Genomic DNA, 16,093 nt, shown 5'->3' on the forward strand with positions numbered 1-16,093 from the left:
GATATGAAAACCTCAACCGCTCTTAAACAGTGGCTACGCGGCATCATAGGGTTACTTATTGGTGTAATTTTTCTGTGGTTAGCGTTTCGGCAGACGAGTGCGGCACAGGTAAATGCAGTGTTAAGCCAAGCTGAATTACCTTGGCTGCTAGTCGCTATGGGCTGTTATGCGTTCAATATGGTAGGGCGGGTTATTCGCTGGCAGACATTATTGAAGAGCTTGAAGTTGCTATCGTTTAAGCAAGTTGGCAGTGCTTTGATGGTAGGCTATGCGGCCAATACACTCTTACCTGCCCGGTTGGGAGAATTGTTTCGGGCTGATTTTGCTGGACGGCGCTATAGTTTATCTCGAACCGCAGTCATCGCTTCTATTGTAGTAGAGCGGGTGCTGGATGGAGTGGCGGTTGTGGTATGTCTGGCGATAGGGCGCTTATTTGTCACCCAACCTGTTCTTAGTACACTGACAACAACAGGCGCGTTGCTATTTGGCAGCATTGTGCTGGGAATGTTGTTTGTTGATACTGATCTAGGAAAACGTGGAATTACCTATTTACCACCTGCGATCGCTAACCGTCTAACTAATTTCCAACAAGGGATTTCCATCCGCCGCAGAGCCGGGTTTTCTTTGGCGGTGTTATATACATTGGGAATTTGGATATTAGAAGGCTTTACCCTCTGGGCAATCATGAAAACAGTAGGTGTAACGCTCAACTGGTATCAAATGTTGGTGCTGATGGGGGTGACTAGTTTGAGTACGCTGTTACCTTCAGCCCCAGGATTTGTAGGAACATATCAGTTTTCTTATACATTTACTCTCAGCTTATTTGGATATGAACCAGCCCAGGCAGTAGCTGCGGCTATTGCGTTTCAGGTATTCCTATTTGGAGGCGTAACTTTAGTTGGACTCAGCATTTACCTTTATCTTCATTGGGTGAAACCTGCAAAACAATATGAAAACTAAAACTTTAAATCCTATAGTTAAGGTGGCTCTGATTGCTTTGTTGTGGGCTATGGTTGTTGTCCCTGGAGAGTTGTTTTTAGACACTACTCTTAGGCTAAATATGGCTCATGCTTGGTGGACAGGTACAGAGGAAGTTGCTCCACCGCCAGGATATCAAGCCAAAGTTAGGGGAGATATTCAATTTGGAGTGATTGGGGCTGGTGGTAAACGGGTAATTGCCTATGAAGTTGGACAATCGATGCTGATGTTGCCTGGTGACTGGGTAGGACAGCAGTTACATCAAGTTTTTCCGGCGATCGCTTCTAAAACATGGCGACAATGGACTGTGCTTTTCTTGATCTTTGCACCCATTAACGCAGCCGTGGTGGTGGCATCTTATTGGTTGCTGAAATTATTTAATTTTGACTCGCTGATTGCTGCGGTTAGTAGTCTTATATTGTTTCTAGGAACTACTGTTTTGCATTATGCTCAAGCGCCTCAGCATAATAATCAACTGCTGGTTTTGGTCGTTGTGGGCTATGCGGCTGCTTTAGCGTATGTATTGAAAAAACAAAATTATCTTGCGGTGTTAAGTGGTGCGGCTTTAGGACTGGCACTTTTAATTCGTACTACTAGTACCTTACATGCCTTAACTGTCCTGCTGTTTCTTAGCGGTTGCGTTTTCTATGAAAACCGTAAGTGGCAAGAGGTAGTAAAAGCAATTGGCATTTGGCTTGGGGGATATTTACCTATAATGTTGCTCAGTCGCTATGTTGACTATCTGCGTTATGGAAGCTTCTGGATTAATGGCAAAATGGCAGAGCAACAGCAATTAGCAACTGACCCTGTTTGGTCTGGGCTGCCTAATCTACCACCTGATTATCCTTTAATTAATCCGCCATCGGAAGGTATTTTGGGGGTACTACTGTCTCCAGCAAAAAGTATTTTTGTCTATGATCCTCTACTAATTCCATGTCTTGTAATCGGAGTGTTACTATGGCGCAAACTCCATCCCTTCTTACAGTGGTATTTGGTAACGATAGGGATAAATGTAGGCTTACATTTAGTTGCTTACAGTCGCTTTGTGTTTTGGCATGGCGATTCTGCTTGGGCATCTCGCTATCATGTTACCTCTGCACACCTGTTGATGATTCCTTTACTTGGTTTGCTTGTTCAATGGTTGCTGAATAGGCGGGAGCTATATGGTTGGTTGGTGCGGGGAATAATTGTACTTGCTATTGTCTGTCAGCTTGCTTCAGTAGCTATGCCTCATCAAATGGAGGTGACTCAGAAACAAGTAAATGTTCCTGGTTCTCGGCTTGATTTTCGATTAGCACAGCGATTCCTAAATGTAGGCTGCTTGCTCAACGATTCTTTATCTGCTCGATGCACCACTCGAATTGCTCCAGAAACAGGGCGATATTTGCGTAAATATAATCGGTTTGGGTTTCTACCCTTTACTTTCTTAGCAGAAGATGTAGCTGACAATCCATCATTAAAATTTATTTATTACATTTTACTTATTGCTTGGACGGTGATGGCGATCGCTGCTGTTTGGGTGACAATTAGTTACTTATACTCTGTGGGATTTTTCTATCGCTAGGATGCTAAAACCAGCTTGATGTGGTTTTCATTACAACCATTACTATGGCGATCGCAGTTTAGATGATCTGAGGGATGGTAAAGGTGAAAACTCGTTTGTTAGTTACCCATTACCAATCCCAAAAATCCCTGGATTAACAGTGAGTTAAAAACTTATAAATAGCTTGATAAGTCTCCTCTGGAGATTCTTCTGGCAGAAAATGTCCACAAGGTAGAGACTGACCGCTTACATCAATTGCCCGTTCTCGCCAAGTTGCCAACACATCATATTTGCGCCCAATAATTCCTTTCTCACCCCACAAAACCAACAGTGGACATGGAATTTTTTGTTTCATGTCGAGTTCATCATGTTCTAAATCAATTGTGGCCGCAGCACGATAATCTTCACAGGTCGCATGAATTACAGCAGGCTGAGAAAAGCAGCGTATATATTCGGCTAAAGCTTGAGGATAAAAAGCTGAAAAATCTCTACCCCATTTTTCTAAGCAGTTGCGTAGATAGTATTCAGGATTGGCTCCGATTAAGGTTTCTGGTAAATTATCGGGTTGAATCAAAAAGAACCAATGATAATAAGCTGTGGCAAATTCTTGATCGGTTGTCCTGTACATTTTATTGGTGGGTGCAATATCTAGTAAGGCTAGTTTTTTGACGCGGTGAGGATGATCTAAAGCCAGACGATGAGCAACTCGCGCTCCTCGGTCATGACCGACAACATAAAATTGTTCATATCCTAACTTTGACATGACCTCGACTTGATCTTGCGCCATCACCCGTTTGGAATAATTGATGTGATTGGGCATACCTACTGGTGCAGAACTGTCGCCGTATCCTCTCAGGTCAGTTGCGACTACGGTGAAGTTTTCAGCCAAGGGAGGGGCTATCTTATGCCACATAACATGAGTTTGAGGATAGCCATGTAATAAAAGTAGTGGCGGGCCGTGACCAGCTTTGACTAAATTGATTCGAGCTGCTGTTGTATCAACTATGGTTTGTTCAAAGTTGGTGAACATGATTTTTCCCTTTCAATCTTGACCTACTCCTTTGGTAAAAGTGCTTCCCACCAATGGCGATGAGTTAAATACCATTGGATGGTGTGGCGTAATCCGGTCGAGATTGTTTGTTGGGGTTCCCAACCTAATTCTGTTTTGATTTTTGTCGCATCGATCGCATAACGGCGATCGTGTCCGGGGCGGTCTTTGACGAAGGTAATTAGTTTATTGGCGGGAGAAACGGGTAAATCAGTGGCTAATTCGTCCATTAACTCACAGATCATCTGAACGAGGTCAATGTTTTTGATTTCGTTATTACCGCCAATGTTATAGGTTTCTCCTGGCTTACCTTGATGAATCACAATATCTAAGGCACGGCAATGATCTGCAACATAAAGCCAATCGCGGATATTTAACCCATCTCCATAAATAGGTAGAGGTTTACCTAAGAGAATATTTAGACAAATCAAGGGTATTAATTTTTCGGGGAAGTGATAGGGGCCGTAGTTATTGGAGCAGTTGGTGATTAAGGTTGGTAAACCGTAGGTATGATAATAAGCTCGTGCTAGATGATCACTACCTGCTTTGGAGGCGGAATAGGGACTGTTGGGTGCGTAAGGAGTTGTTTCTGTAAAAGCTGGATCATCTAGTTCAAGGCTGCCGTAAACTTCATCTGTGGAGACGTGGAGAAAGCGGTAGTTTGCAGGTTTACCTTGTTTTGTCCAGTGATGGCGAAAAGCTTCTAATAAGGTGAATGTACCCACGACATTGGTCTGAATGAAAGCATCTGGTGCGACAATTGAGCGATCAACATGAGATTCGGCTGCAAAGTGGGCGATCGCCTGAATCTTTTCTTCCTCTAGTAGCTGATCAATGAGGGCGCGATCGCCTATATCTCCCTTTACAAAACGTAAATTTGCTTTTCCTTCTATATCTGCTAAATTTTGGCGATTACCAGCATAGGTGAGCGCGTCCAAAACAATTATGCGATCGCCTGGGTACTGTTCATACCAATGATGGACGAAATTGGAGCCGATAAAGCCTGCACCACCTGTAATCAGAATAGGTACAGCCGGAACAGATGTTGTCACTAATTTTGTATCATTTTGTATCATGGATTTTATTTTTGCTTGAGTTGGGGAGAAAACACCGCATAATTCACAAGAAACAATATCAATAAAGTTTACCGTTGACAAAATCTTCCATCTTTAGACTGAAAATATATAAATTTTGTAAATAAATTCTTAATTCTTTCTCATAATTGACCTGATGTAAAAGCAAAGGTCTACAAGTTTTGTTTTATCAGTAAATTTCCTCAAAATGTCTGCTATGTATTTTAGCGATTGAGAACTTAAAAATTGGCTGTTATGAATTTTATGCCTGTTTATTAGGATTTAGAGCTATTTGCAGAATATAAGTGTTTTATTTTACTCCCCATCAACTAAAGTAAGAGCGATAGAGATAGCTGATTCTTCTCATAAAAAATTTTTCAGTACTGTAAGCAACAAAATCTAGGCTAATTTCATCGAATCTTCAGAAAGAAATATTTTGTTTCATAAACTGAAAGAGCTAAAGTTTTGTTAAGATGCAATTGCTAGCAGTTTCTCAACGGAATTCCTGACTCAGGAGGTGGAGAAATAAAAAGTACTAGCAGCACAGAATTCAGCAGGTGAAGCAATGACCACCTATATTTTTTTCGATGAAGCCTTGCGGATGCTAACCAGCGCCTTTTTGCTATCAGTAGTACTGTTGATTACAGCTTCTGGTATAGGTTTGGCGGTGATTGAAACGATTGAGAAGACAGGAGAACATTAAATCCACTCCTAAAGGTATACTTTTAGTCGCAACCCATTAGGTGCTAGTGTTCGCTATACAAAAATCCTGGGAACACTAAATTATGTTAAGTCTCACAGCGATGCAGACTTATCTGTAAGCCAAAAACAAACGGGTAACTGTACCGCTATTGAGACACCAACCAGGAGCGACTATCATGAATTTATTAGACACATTCCTGGGCAGAGAAAACCAAGCCCCAGAGGTACTCAGTTCAACAGAAGCTTTTGTTGCTATCGTTTTATTGGCAACAGCGCCAGATGGTTATTTATCTTATGAACAAGAGCGTTCTATCTCTTGTGAACTGTCTCGCTCAAAGCCTTTGAGAAATTACTCTACAGAAGCGATCGCCCAGTTGTGTGAGAAAACTTTGATAATTCTCAGGCGAGACGGTTTTAATGCCCTATTTAATTTGGCGAAAGAATCTTTATCTCCAGAGTTACGAGAAGCGGCTTTTGCTGTAGCCAGTGACTTGGTTTTGAGTGAAAATCACGTTACTGAAGAAGAAACAAACTTTTTAAACGATTTATATCAAGCCTTGGGTATTTCTCCTGATATAGCAATACGAATTTTACAAACCATGTCACTCAAAAACCAGATTTAAGCTGATCAAAAAATTGTTTGTGACTTTACTCATAACTTTGCCGCAATGGCAGGTTTATGCTTCCTATGAAGGGCGGCAAGGTTATGCGTATAAACCGATTTCTCTTCACAAAGGCAATTTTAGCTCAATTTATATTACTGTTACAGTTGCGATTCTTAATTGCAATAGCTATACATAAAATGTAATTTGCTACATTCACAATGTATCGCCTTGCATTAATAATGTATGGGCTTGCATTCACAATGTATTGCTTTGCATTAATAATGTATTGTCTTATAGAAAAATAATATCGACTCTCTTTGATTAAAAATCAAACCCAAAACTATATTTATAGATTCTCTGGAAAATTTGTGATTGCGTCGCTTTGCAGGATCAATTTTTTAGACGCGATGAATCGCGTCTCTACAATGGGGGTTTTCTGGATTATCTCAAGGGTATTGAGATAAAACTGGTGACTTGTGTGTACACCGTAGCCAATACATACGGGCAGAATATCATACGCGTCTATAGGGTGGGTTAATAAATATTTGATACATAAATCATGACTTTTCAAACATCCTCTGAGGGGTACTTGGAGATTAGCGGCTTTGCGTCTTGGGGAAGGTGTGTCAAAAATTAAGTTGCAGATGGCGTTAATTACGTGTATTTTCTCAAGCATTTTTATGTCTTAATTGACACGCTAAATATATAGTTCACTACGGGTATATTAACGGCCATGCAAAACACAAACCGCCGCCTCTCTCCTCCTGCCATTGATCAAGATATTAATTCATTCCACGGCTTGCAAACGATCACTAATTATCAAACTAGCCGAGATGATGCTTCCACGAGCAAGTTAGAGGAATCTTATCAAGCAATGTTAAATGCTCAAAAAGCCGAGGTTGAGAAACTAACTTTATACCGTGCTGCGGCTGATGCGGCTCGATTAGCGGAGTGGGAATTTCACAATGCGGTGTTAGCTATGAAAGAAGTTGTACGGGGACAGTATGGCTCAGATAGTGATCAGGCTCAAGCTGTGGGATTTAAGAAAAAATCAGAGCGTAAGCGTCCTAGTCGCAAAAAGTTAGTTGAGGCTGTTAGTTAGTCGTTAGACATCTGGTAGAAATTAATTCTGCGTTACCCGAAACCTTTGTAGAGAAATAGCAATGCTACGTCTCTACAAAGAAACATCTTTCAATAACTTTGGAACATAAGAAACAAACTTTCTCTTGCTCTTTCTTTCTTGTGCTTTTAAATCTTGATAAATTGCTTGTAGGTCATTATTAAATTGATTTGAATGAGATTGTCTAGCTTGATAAACTTCTTCGATAACTGGATCTTCCCACATAATTTTACTTTAAAATATGTTTACTAAGTATTCTATACTTAGGTTTTGAAAATCGGTATAATTAGAAGGTATTCTAAATTTAACTTGTTAAACTTGCGCTAGGTAAATAAAAGTGGATAATTGGAATATTTTATTAGAAAGTAGAGCTGATGGCTTTACCACAGCCACTGTCTTAGAAGTTCCTGATTGCCAAATAAGTGATGAAACTAAACAAGGTGCAGTCGAAAAAGTTCAGCAGTTGTTACAGCAGCGTCTAGCTAAAGCTGAAATCATTCAGATTCCAGTGCCGATACAACCAGTTACTTCTCAAAGCCCTCTCATGAAGTTTGCTGGAATTTTTCAGGACGATCCAGACTTTCTGGAAATCATGAAAGAAAAAAGAAGTAAGTTTGGCAAAAATCTGAGTTAATAAGCTTCAGTAGCTAGTTTTTTGTTGAATGTAGATGTAGGGGGATGAGCGATCGTTGCTGGAAACACATCACCTGTGATGAAATTCTACACTTTTCTGGAATTAAGGGCGTTAGCGTTGAATCATTCTCATGATTATGTTGCGCCTCACGCCCTTATCCATGAACGAACAGCGTCAGCAAGCCTATCTCAACCTTATTCGCAGCCTGTTAGATTCTCCCAGTGGTGAAGAAGCGGAGATTTTAGCAGTAAACCAAGAATTACTTGATGCTGGCTTTGTGCAGACGGTAGAAGAAGTAGCACAGATGTTTTCACAGCAAGGGGATGAGAATACAGCAAATTGGTTGCAAGGTTTGGCAACGCAACTAAGGGAAGCGTTGAATCTAAATACTAAAGTAGATTTGCAATCTTTCAGTGATGAGAAGATACAGACATATTACCAATTCTTGATGCAGGTACTACAAGCAACCGCAGACGGCAAAGGTGATTCCCAGGTTGTTTACCCCTTGCTGGCAAAGAATACAGACAAACTCGACGGAGTGTTAGCCGAAATATTGCGCCGTTGGGTGACAAAAGCACTGGGGAAAGTAGAAGCACATGAGGTAGAAAAGCTAGCAGTAATTATTATCGATTTTAGCAATCTAATTCAGCAATTCCCCTTGGGTGACAAAGCTAGCAATCTGGAAATTGCTATCACTGGCTATGAAATCGTGCTAACCGTCAGAACCAGGGAAGCTTTGCCTCTAGAATGGGCAGCAACGCAAAATAATCTCGCTGCTGCTTACGTAGATAGAATTCAAGGAGACAAGGCAGAAAATATCGAAAATGCGATCGCTGCTCATACTGCTGCTTTAACTGTCTACACCAGAGAAGCTTTGCCTCTAGATTGGGCGATGACGCAATATAATCTCGCAAATGCCTACAGGGAGAGAATTGAAGGAGACAAGGCAGATAACATCGAAAATGCCGTCGCTGCTTCTACTGCGGCTTTAAGTGTCTACACCAGAGAAGCTTTACCTGGTGATTGGGCAGAAACGCAAAATAATCTCGGACTTGGCTACAAGGATAGAATCAAAGGAGACAAGGCAGATAACATCGAAAATGCGATCGCTGCTTTTAATGCTGCTTTAAGTTTCCAAACTAGAGAAGCTTTACCTGCTGATTGGGCAGGAACGCAAAATAATCTCGGACTTGCCTACAGGGATAGAATCAAAGGAGACAGAGCAGATAACATCGAAAATGCGATCGCTGCTTTTAATGCTGCTTTAAGTTTCCAAACTAGAGAAGCTCTGCCTCGTGATTGGGCAATGACGCAAAATAATCTGGCTTCCGCCTACTATTCTAGAATCAAAGGAGACAGGGCAGATAACATCGAAAATGCGATCGTTGCTATTAATGCTGCTTTAAGTGTCTACACCAGAGAAGCTTTGCCTATTAGTTGGGCAATGACGCAAAACCATCTCGGACTTGCCTACAGGCATAGAATTAAAGGAGACAAGGCAGATAACATCGAAAAAGCTATCGCTGCATTTACTGCGGCTTTAAGTGTCTACACCAGAGAAGCTTTGCCTCAAGACTGGGCAGGAACGCAAAATAATCTCGCTGCTGCTTACTTAGATAGAATCAAAGGAGACAAGGCAGATAACATCGAAAATGCGATCGTTGCTATTAATGCGGCTTTAAGTGTCTACACCAGAGAAGCTTTGCCTATTAGTTGGGCAGCGACGCAAAATAATCTCGGACTTGCCTACCGCAATAGAATTAAAGGAGACAAGGCAGATAACATCGAAAAAGCTATCGCTGCATTTACTGCGGCTTTAACTTTCAGAAATAAGGAAGCTTTGCCTCAAGACTGGGCAGGAACGCAAAATAATCTCGCTGCTGCTTACTTAGATAGAATCAAAGGAGACAAGGCAGATAACATCGAAAATGCCATCGCTGCTTATACTGCTGCTTTAACTGTCTACACCAGAGAAGCTTTGCCTATTAGTTGGGCAGCGACGCAAAATAATCTCGCGGCTGCCTACAGGGAGAGAATTAAAGGAGACAAGGCAGATAACATCGAAAATGCCATCGCTGCTTATACTGCTGCTTTAACTGTCAGAACTAGAGAAGCTTTGCCTCAAGATTGGGCAATGACGCAAAATAATCTCGCAATTGCCTACTATTTGAGAATCAAAGGAGACAAGGCAGATAACATCAAAAATGCGATCGCTGCTTATACTGCTGCTTTAACTGTCAGAACTAGAGAAGCTTTGCCTCAAAACCATGCAGAAACTTTGTTTGGACTGGGAAGAACTTACCAAGATGTAAATTGGTTTGATTTAGCATACAATGCCTTTAAGTCTGCTATTGACACAGTAGAATCTTTACGGTCAGAAATAGTATCTGGTGAAGAAAGCAAACGTAAACAAGCGGAACAATTTAACAAAGTTTATAGCCGCATAGTAGAAGTTTGCTTGAAATTAAGTAATATCACGGCAGCGATTGAATATGTTGAGCGTAGTAAAACCCGCAGTTTAGTTGAACAAATTCTTGAACGTGACTCTACAACCATCTTCCCTCCAGAAGTAGTCACTCAACTAGAAACATACAGGGATGAAATAGCCACAGGACAATATCAAATCCAAAATAGCAAAGCTGAAAATCCCCAAGTTCTAGCACAACATCTGCAACAATTGAGACAACAGCGTAATGAATTGCAAAACCGCTATTTACCTGTTGGTTATGGTTTCAAGTTTGATTCATTCCAGCCTACTTTGGATGACCGTACAGCCATTATCGAGTGGTATATTCTCAATGACAAAATTCTGGCTTTTATTGTCACAAAACAAGGAGAGGTAACAGTTTGGCAATCCCAACCAGAAGACCGAGAAGCTTTAGTAAATTGGCGAATTCAATATTTACGAAACTACTATAGTCAAAAAGACAAATGGCTAAATAACTTAGGGCAATCACTCAAAGAATTAGCTTCGATTCTGCACATTGATGAAATATTAACCCGGATACCACAGCACTGCGATCAACTCATCCTAATTCCCCATACATTCTTGCATTTATTCCCCCTTCATGCGCTGCCAGTAAATCAAAGTTCTGAAAATTCGTCTTGTCTTCTAGATTTGTTTCCTAGTGGTGTCAGCTATGCACCCAGTTGTCAACTACTGCAACAGGTACAACAGCGCCAACGTCCTGATTTTCAATCCCTGTTTGCGATTCAAAACCCCACAGGTGATTTAAATTATACAGATTTAGAAGTACAAGTTATTCAAAGCTACTTTAATCCTGCCAACGTCTTGAAAAAAACAGATGCGACACTCACCGCAATTAATAATTGCGACTTAAATACTTACCACTGCGCCCACTTTAGCTGTCACGGGTATTTTAACTTAACAAACGCTGGTAAATCAGCCCTAATTTTAGCAAATGCACCCACAGCAGACACATCAACAAAACCAGACTCTGAACGTTACTTAAATGTGCGAGCAGGAGAAACTCACGATTTAGAAAAATGTCTTACCCTAGATAAAATCTTTGCTCTGCAATTAGAAAAATGTCGCCTCGTTACCCTTTCCGCTTGCGAAACTGGATTGATTGATTTTGACAATACCAGTGATGAATATATTGGTTTACCTAGCGGTTTTCTGTTAGCTGGTAGTAAAGCTGTAGTCAGTAGTTTGTGGACTGTCAGCGATTTATCTACAGCATTTTTGATGATGAAATTTTATGAAAACCTGCAAACAATAAATAATGTCTCTTTAGCACTCAATCAAGCACAAGAATGGCTACGAAATTTAACCACAGAAGAATTTGCAGCACTATTAGTTAAATATCATCCACAAATTGAAGAAATTTTTGCTCAACTTCCCAAAGAAAAGCAGCCAGTCGCTAGAGCAATATTAAAAAGAACCAGCAAGCGCAAACCCCACCCTTTTGCAGCACCGTTTTACTGGGCAGGATTTACAGCTACAGGGCTTTAAGATTCAGGTTTGGCAGTTTCACAAAACTGCTTCTTGCCGATTTTGACAACATAAATTACTACTGGAGTTGCCAAGGCTACGGGAATATTACCACTAGCTGCGAGATAGGCGATCGCCGCAGTCAATACTCCCGTTATCAACTCGTCAAATTCTTCCTGACAAATAATATTGCTGAGTTTTTCGGCTAATTTCTCTAAATAATTTGAATCTCCTCTCAAGCTAACTTCTGCGTCGGTTGTCTCAATAGCAATTAACTGTGTTGCGGCTTCCAAATCTCCCTCACACTCTTCTATAGCATCTAAAGCCGCTAAAGCCTCTGGGCTATTTGCCAACTGGCTGCGAAACTGGCTAATTTCTTCTGGTGTAACGGTAAGCATTTAATAGTTTTAGGCAGTAAATACACAAATAACTAGACGATTGTACATTGTCATGACTCTAGTGTGACAAAGTTAAGGGTAAAGTCACATTCTTTCTGGTAATTAGCAAGTCATAATGACCAAATAGCTTATATACTAGGTGTGCCAAAGGAGTTCACCTTCTTTGGCATATTTAGTTTTGAATTTTGAATTTTATATGTCTTGGTCTGTTACTTTAAATCAACTAATTGATGTTCTTTTAGCTCGTCCGGTAAATATATCTGAAGCTGCTTTGACACAAGTTAGCAGTGGTATCCAAACAGATACGCGGATTATCAAGCCTGGGGAAGTTTTTCTGGCTTTCCGGGGGGAAAAGTTTGATGGACATGAGTTTGTCCAGACAGCGATCGCTCGTGGTGAGATCGCGGCTATTGTTGATGATGATTACGAGAACCCAGGATTACCTGTCTTACAAGTCAGCAATACCCTAGAGGCTTATCAAAAACTGGGTAGATGGTGGCGCGATCGCTTCGATATACCAGTGATTGGGGTGACGGGTTCGGTAGGGAAAACCACTACCAAAGAATTGATCGCCGCAGTGTTGGAGACAAAAGGCAATGTCCTCAAGACTTATGGCAATTACAACAACGAAATCGGTGTGCCGAAAACCCTGTTAGAACTGAATGCTGAACATGATTACGCCGTGATTGAAATGGCGATGCGGGGTAGGGGACAAATTGCCGAACTCGCACAGATAGCGCGTCCCACAATTGGGGTGATTACCAACGTCGGGACGGCACATATTGAGTTATTGGGTTCAGAAGTGGCAATAGCTGAGGCAAAATGTGAGTTATTAGCCGAAATGCCCAAAGATAGTGTAGCGATTCTCAACCATGATAATCCTTTGTTGATGGCGACGGCGGCGAAATTTTGGTCAGGGGAAGTATTAACTTATGGTTTGTCTGGTGGGGATATTCAAGGTTCCCTAGTTGATAATGCCATTGTGGAAGTGGCTGGATTACGTCTACCTTTACCTTTACCTGGTCGTCACAATGCAACTAATTATTTAGCAGCTTTGGCGGTGGCGAAGGTGTTAGGGATTGAATGGTCAAGCTTACAAGCTGGTGTTACGGTGAATATGCCGACTGGGCGATCGCAGCGTTTTAGTTTGCCCAATGATGTTTTAATATTAGATGAGACTTATAATGCTGCACCAGAAGCGATGTTAGCAGCATTGCAGTTATTAGCCGATACACCAGGGAAACGGAAAATTGCGGTGTTGGGAGCGATGAAAGAATTAGGCGAGCGATCAGCACAGTTACACCAACGGGTAGGGGAAACGGTACGGAATTTAAAATTAGATGGTTTGCTGGTGTTAGTTGATGGTGAAGATGCGGAAGCGATCGCCAGAAGTGCTGAGGGAATCCCATCTGAGTGTTTTGCCACCCATGCTGATTTGGTTGCTCGATTGACGACATTTGTGCAGGGGGGCGATCGTTTGTTGTTTAAGGCGGCTCATTCTGTGGGATTGGATCGGGTAGTGAGTCAGTTACGGGCTGAGTTTTCTAGTTAGGTGGGGCTTTTTTAAACGCGGAGGGGCGCGGTAGACGCTTTTGCGGCTTGCCGCAGGCTGGGAGGCGCGGAGGTACGCGGAGTTTTTTATTTAGTTTCTATGTTCAACAGGGCTATTTGTTGTAGTTGTTGGCGATTGATTTTACCTTGGGAGTTACGGGGTAAGGTATTTAATGGAATCCAATGTTTGGGGATTTTAAATCTGCTGAGTTGATGGGAGATGGCGGTTTTAATTTCACTGATCGATGTATTGGTATCTTTGGGAATATAAATTGCTGTTAATGCTTGTCCCCATTGTTGATCTGGTATACCAATTACGCAAACATCAGCTACCATTTGTGTGGCGCGGATGGCTGATTCTATTTCTATGGGGTAGATGTTTTCTCCACCTGTGATGATTTTGTCGCTGTTTCTGCCGACAATATTTAAATAACCATGCTCATCTAAAAAACCTAAATCATCTACCTGTAAATAATGTTGGTTCTGCACAAGTTGGGGATAATAACCAAGGGATAAAGATTGAGCTTGAATTGTAATATTTCCTATGTGATTTGCTGGTAGGAATTCCCCTTGTTGATTACAAATTCTCACTTGGGCATGGGGAAGAATTTGACCACTGTTAATTTTACCATTCAAAAAATCATCTGGTTTAAGGGTGGCAATTTGAGAGGCGGTTTCTGTCATTCCATAGGTGGGTGCTAATCGAATGCTATGGAATTTGGCTTTTTCTAATAATTCATCCCAAGCCGGCGCACCACCTAAAAGTACGGTGTTGAATTGGGATAACCATGTAGTTAATTCTAAGTTTTGTAGTAGGCGTTGTAACTGTGTCGGTACTAAAGATATGAAAAATTCTGTAGGTTTAACTTGGGATATTTGATTGATTTCTAATGATTTAAATGGTTGAATTACTAACTTACCGCCTGTGATAAAAGAACGAATAAACTGCATTAAACCACTGACATGATATAGGGGTAAAACACAATATGAATTAACTTGTTTGATTTGAAAATATTCTCTAAATCCCTGCACTGAAGCCGTGAGGGTTTCCCAAGTATGGATGGCGAATTTAATTTGTCCCGATGAGCCACCGGTGGGAATCATGATGAGTGGGGAGTGGGGAAGGTGGGGCCCCCTCTGGGGATAAGGGGTAATGGGGATTGGGGATTGGGGAGTTGTTGAGTTTTGAGTTGATTTGTCTTTAGTTTCTAAGCCTAAAATAATATCTGGTTGGACTAAATTAAATACTTGATGCCATTCTTGTTCTCCCCAGTCTGGGTTACAGAGGAAAACTTGACAATTAGCAGCACAGGCGGCGATAAAACTAGCTAGAAAGTTTACGGGTTCACGTTCGGCTAGGATGATTTTTGATGATGTCTCTGGTGTTGAGAGTTGGCTAAGTTGTAAGTAGAGTTCTGTGGCTTTTTGGTGAAATTCTCGGCTGTCATAACCAATCAGCCAATCATGGTGAGTGAGGCGATTCAGATAGGCTAAGGGTTGTTCCATAAACTTTGCAGCCAGTTTTCTGCTTCTTGGTGAAAAAGGTGGTTAACGCCAAAACCAACAGCCCTATTGTTACGAGATAATTCTGCTGCTAGTTGGAGTGATGCTTTTCTGGCGATCGCCGTTTCAAATACAGATGAGAATACCGCGTCAATCTCATGCTGTTGACAAAACTGTCGTAGGCAAGAGGGGGAACCAGCGATCGCCGGTTTAATCACAAACACTTCCCGCCAACCTTGTGCATAACAAGCAGCTAGTTGTTTGAGGTTAGCTACAGATTCATCTAAAGCGATCGCTGTAGGATAAGCTTCACTCAATTCCAACATTTGGGAAAATTGCTCAACGGGTAATGGTTGTTCAATAAATTCCACTTCTATGGGTAAATTATCACAAGCCTGTAACCATAGGTGAGCTTCTGGATAACTTAGTCCTGCGTTAGCATCTAATCGCAGTTTTGCAGATGCAGGTAAACTTTTTGTGAGTAAGTCAAAAATTCTCAATTCTTGGGCGACTTCACCCACGGCTATTTTCCATTTAAAGGTGCGATATCCTTCGTCCCACAAACTTCGCCATTGATGTAATGCTGCTTCTCCGGCTGGTAATAAGGCGCTGAATTGAGCATGAGTTGTTGTTACATCCTCCCCACTCCCCATTGCTTCCAACGCCGACTCAAAGCCAAATTGACACGCTGGTAAATCATCGGGAATGGAAAAAATGATTTCTTGGGTGATTTCTTCTGGTAATTGGCGACAAAAATCTAAAGCCTGTTCTAAAGTCTCGGAACCAAACCAGCTAATGGGTGCGATTTCTCCCCAGCCGACTTTACCTGTGGTATCTGTAAGACGGAGAATAATTGCCTCGCGCACTTCCCAGATACCATGATTAGTAATGAGCGATCGCACAAATTTTCGGGCTATGGGGCGAAAGCTGAATTCATAATTGGGAAACACATTAACAATTCAAAATTCAAAATTCAAAATTCA

The 16,093-nt window shown here is 41.4% G+C and carries 14 protein-coding genes; 8 read left to right on the top strand and 6 right to left on the bottom strand.

Features of this window, described 5'->3' with window-relative positions:
* Nucleotides 1-3: 3 nt before the first annotated feature.
* Together H6G14_RS07575 and H6G14_RS07580 are read left to right on the top strand one after the other, a co-directional pair.
* A complete protein-coding gene (locus H6G14_RS07575) occupies nucleotides 4-960 on the top strand; it encodes a lysylphosphatidylglycerol synthase transmembrane domain-containing protein (protein WP_190566469.1) in 957 nt (318 codons plus the stop codon).
* Complete coding sequence (locus H6G14_RS07580) at nucleotides 950-2,542, top strand: hypothetical protein (RefSeq protein WP_242053369.1); 1,593 nt, start codon at nucleotides 950-952, stop codon at nucleotides 2,540-2,542. Before H6G14_RS07575 ends, H6G14_RS07580 begins: the two co-directional genes overlap by 11 nt.
* 133 nt (nucleotides 2,543-2,675) lie before the next feature.
* Here the strand turns inward: H6G14_RS07580 and H6G14_RS07585 are convergent, their stop codons facing one another.
* Nucleotides 2,676-3,551, bottom strand: coding sequence for an alpha/beta fold hydrolase (locus tag H6G14_RS07585; protein ID WP_190566471.1), 876 nt, complete (start codon nucleotides 3,549-3,551; stop codon nucleotides 2,676-2,678).
* A gap of 23 nt (nucleotides 3,552-3,574) precedes the next feature.
* A complete protein-coding gene (rfbB, locus tag H6G14_RS07590) occupies nucleotides 3,575-4,645 on the bottom strand; it encodes a dTDP-glucose 4,6-dehydratase (protein WP_190566473.1) in 1,071 nt (356 codons plus the stop codon).
* 562 nt (nucleotides 4,646-5,207) lie between these two features.
* On the opposite strand from rfbB, the gene H6G14_RS07595 reads away from it, so the two are divergent.
* From H6G14_RS07595 to H6G14_RS07605, 3 genes are all read left to right on the top strand, one after another.
* Entirely contained in the window at nucleotides 5,208-5,345 is a 138-nt protein-coding gene (locus H6G14_RS07595) for a hypothetical protein (RefSeq protein WP_041456794.1), read from the top strand.
* A 175-nt stretch (nucleotides 5,346-5,520) separates the two neighbouring features.
* Nucleotides 5,521-5,967, top strand: coding sequence for a tellurite resistance TerB family protein (locus tag H6G14_RS07600; RefSeq protein WP_190566475.1), 447 nt, complete (start codon nucleotides 5,521-5,523; stop codon nucleotides 5,965-5,967).
* Between the two features lie 715 nt (nucleotides 5,968-6,682).
* Nucleotides 6,683-7,051, top strand: a complete 369-nt coding sequence (locus tag H6G14_RS07605; RefSeq protein WP_190566477.1) for a hypothetical protein — start codon at nucleotides 6,683-6,685, stop codon at nucleotides 7,049-7,051.
* A gap of 72 nt (nucleotides 7,052-7,123) precedes the next feature.
* On the opposite strand, the gene H6G14_RS07610 is transcribed toward H6G14_RS07605, so the two are convergent.
* On the bottom strand, nucleotides 7,124-7,294 hold the full coding sequence (locus H6G14_RS07610) for a hypothetical protein (RefSeq protein WP_190566479.1): 171 nt from the start codon (nucleotides 7,292-7,294) through the stop codon (nucleotides 7,124-7,126).
* Between the two features lie 112 nt (nucleotides 7,295-7,406).
* On the opposite strand from H6G14_RS07610, the gene H6G14_RS07615 reads away from it, so the two are divergent.
* Together H6G14_RS07615 and H6G14_RS07620 are read left to right on the top strand one after the other, a co-directional pair.
* Nucleotides 7,407-7,703, top strand: a complete 297-nt coding sequence (locus tag H6G14_RS07615) for a hypothetical protein (protein WP_190566481.1) — start codon at nucleotides 7,407-7,409, stop codon at nucleotides 7,701-7,703.
* A 130-nt stretch (nucleotides 7,704-7,833) separates the two neighbouring features.
* Nucleotides 7,834-11,679 carry a CHAT domain-containing protein gene (locus H6G14_RS07620; RefSeq protein ID WP_242053370.1) on the top strand — a complete coding sequence of 1,282 codons (3,846 nt, stop codon included), beginning with the start codon at nucleotides 7,834-7,836 and terminating at the stop codon, nucleotides 11,677-11,679.
* Here H6G14_RS07620 and H6G14_RS07625 read toward each other — a convergent pair.
* On the bottom strand, nucleotides 11,676-12,056 hold the full coding sequence (locus tag H6G14_RS07625) for a hypothetical protein (RefSeq protein ID WP_190566483.1): 381 nt from the start codon (nucleotides 12,054-12,056) through the stop codon (nucleotides 11,676-11,678). The two genes, H6G14_RS07620 and H6G14_RS07625, sit on opposite strands and share 4 nt — an antisense overlap.
* A 196-nt stretch (nucleotides 12,057-12,252) precedes the next feature.
* Here H6G14_RS07625 and H6G14_RS07630 point away from each other — a divergent pair, with 196 nt between their 5' ends.
* Nucleotides 12,253-13,608, top strand: coding sequence for a UDP-N-acetylmuramoyl-tripeptide--D-alanyl-D-alanine ligase (locus H6G14_RS07630; RefSeq protein WP_190566484.1), 1,356 nt, complete (start codon nucleotides 12,253-12,255; stop codon nucleotides 13,606-13,608).
* Nucleotides 13,609-13,694: 86 nt separating this feature from the next.
* On the opposite strand, the gene H6G14_RS07635 is transcribed toward H6G14_RS07630, so the two are convergent.
* Complete coding sequence (locus H6G14_RS07635) at nucleotides 13,695-15,113, bottom strand: 2-succinylbenzoate--CoA ligase (RefSeq protein WP_190566487.1); 1,419 nt, start codon at nucleotides 15,111-15,113, stop codon at nucleotides 13,695-13,697.
* Nucleotides 15,098-16,060, bottom strand: a complete 963-nt coding sequence (locus tag H6G14_RS07640) for an o-succinylbenzoate synthase (RefSeq protein ID WP_190566489.1) — start codon at nucleotides 16,058-16,060, stop codon at nucleotides 15,098-15,100. The genes H6G14_RS07635 and H6G14_RS07640 overlap by 16 nt, the downstream gene beginning before the upstream one ends.
* Between the last annotated feature and the right edge of the window lie 33 nt (nucleotides 16,061-16,093).

Origin of the sequence: Nostoc parmelioides FACHB-3921 (genome assembly GCF_014696625.1) — a bacterium.
GTDB lineage: Bacteria > Cyanobacteriota > Cyanobacteriia > Cyanobacteriales > Nostocaceae > Trichormus > Trichormus parmelioides.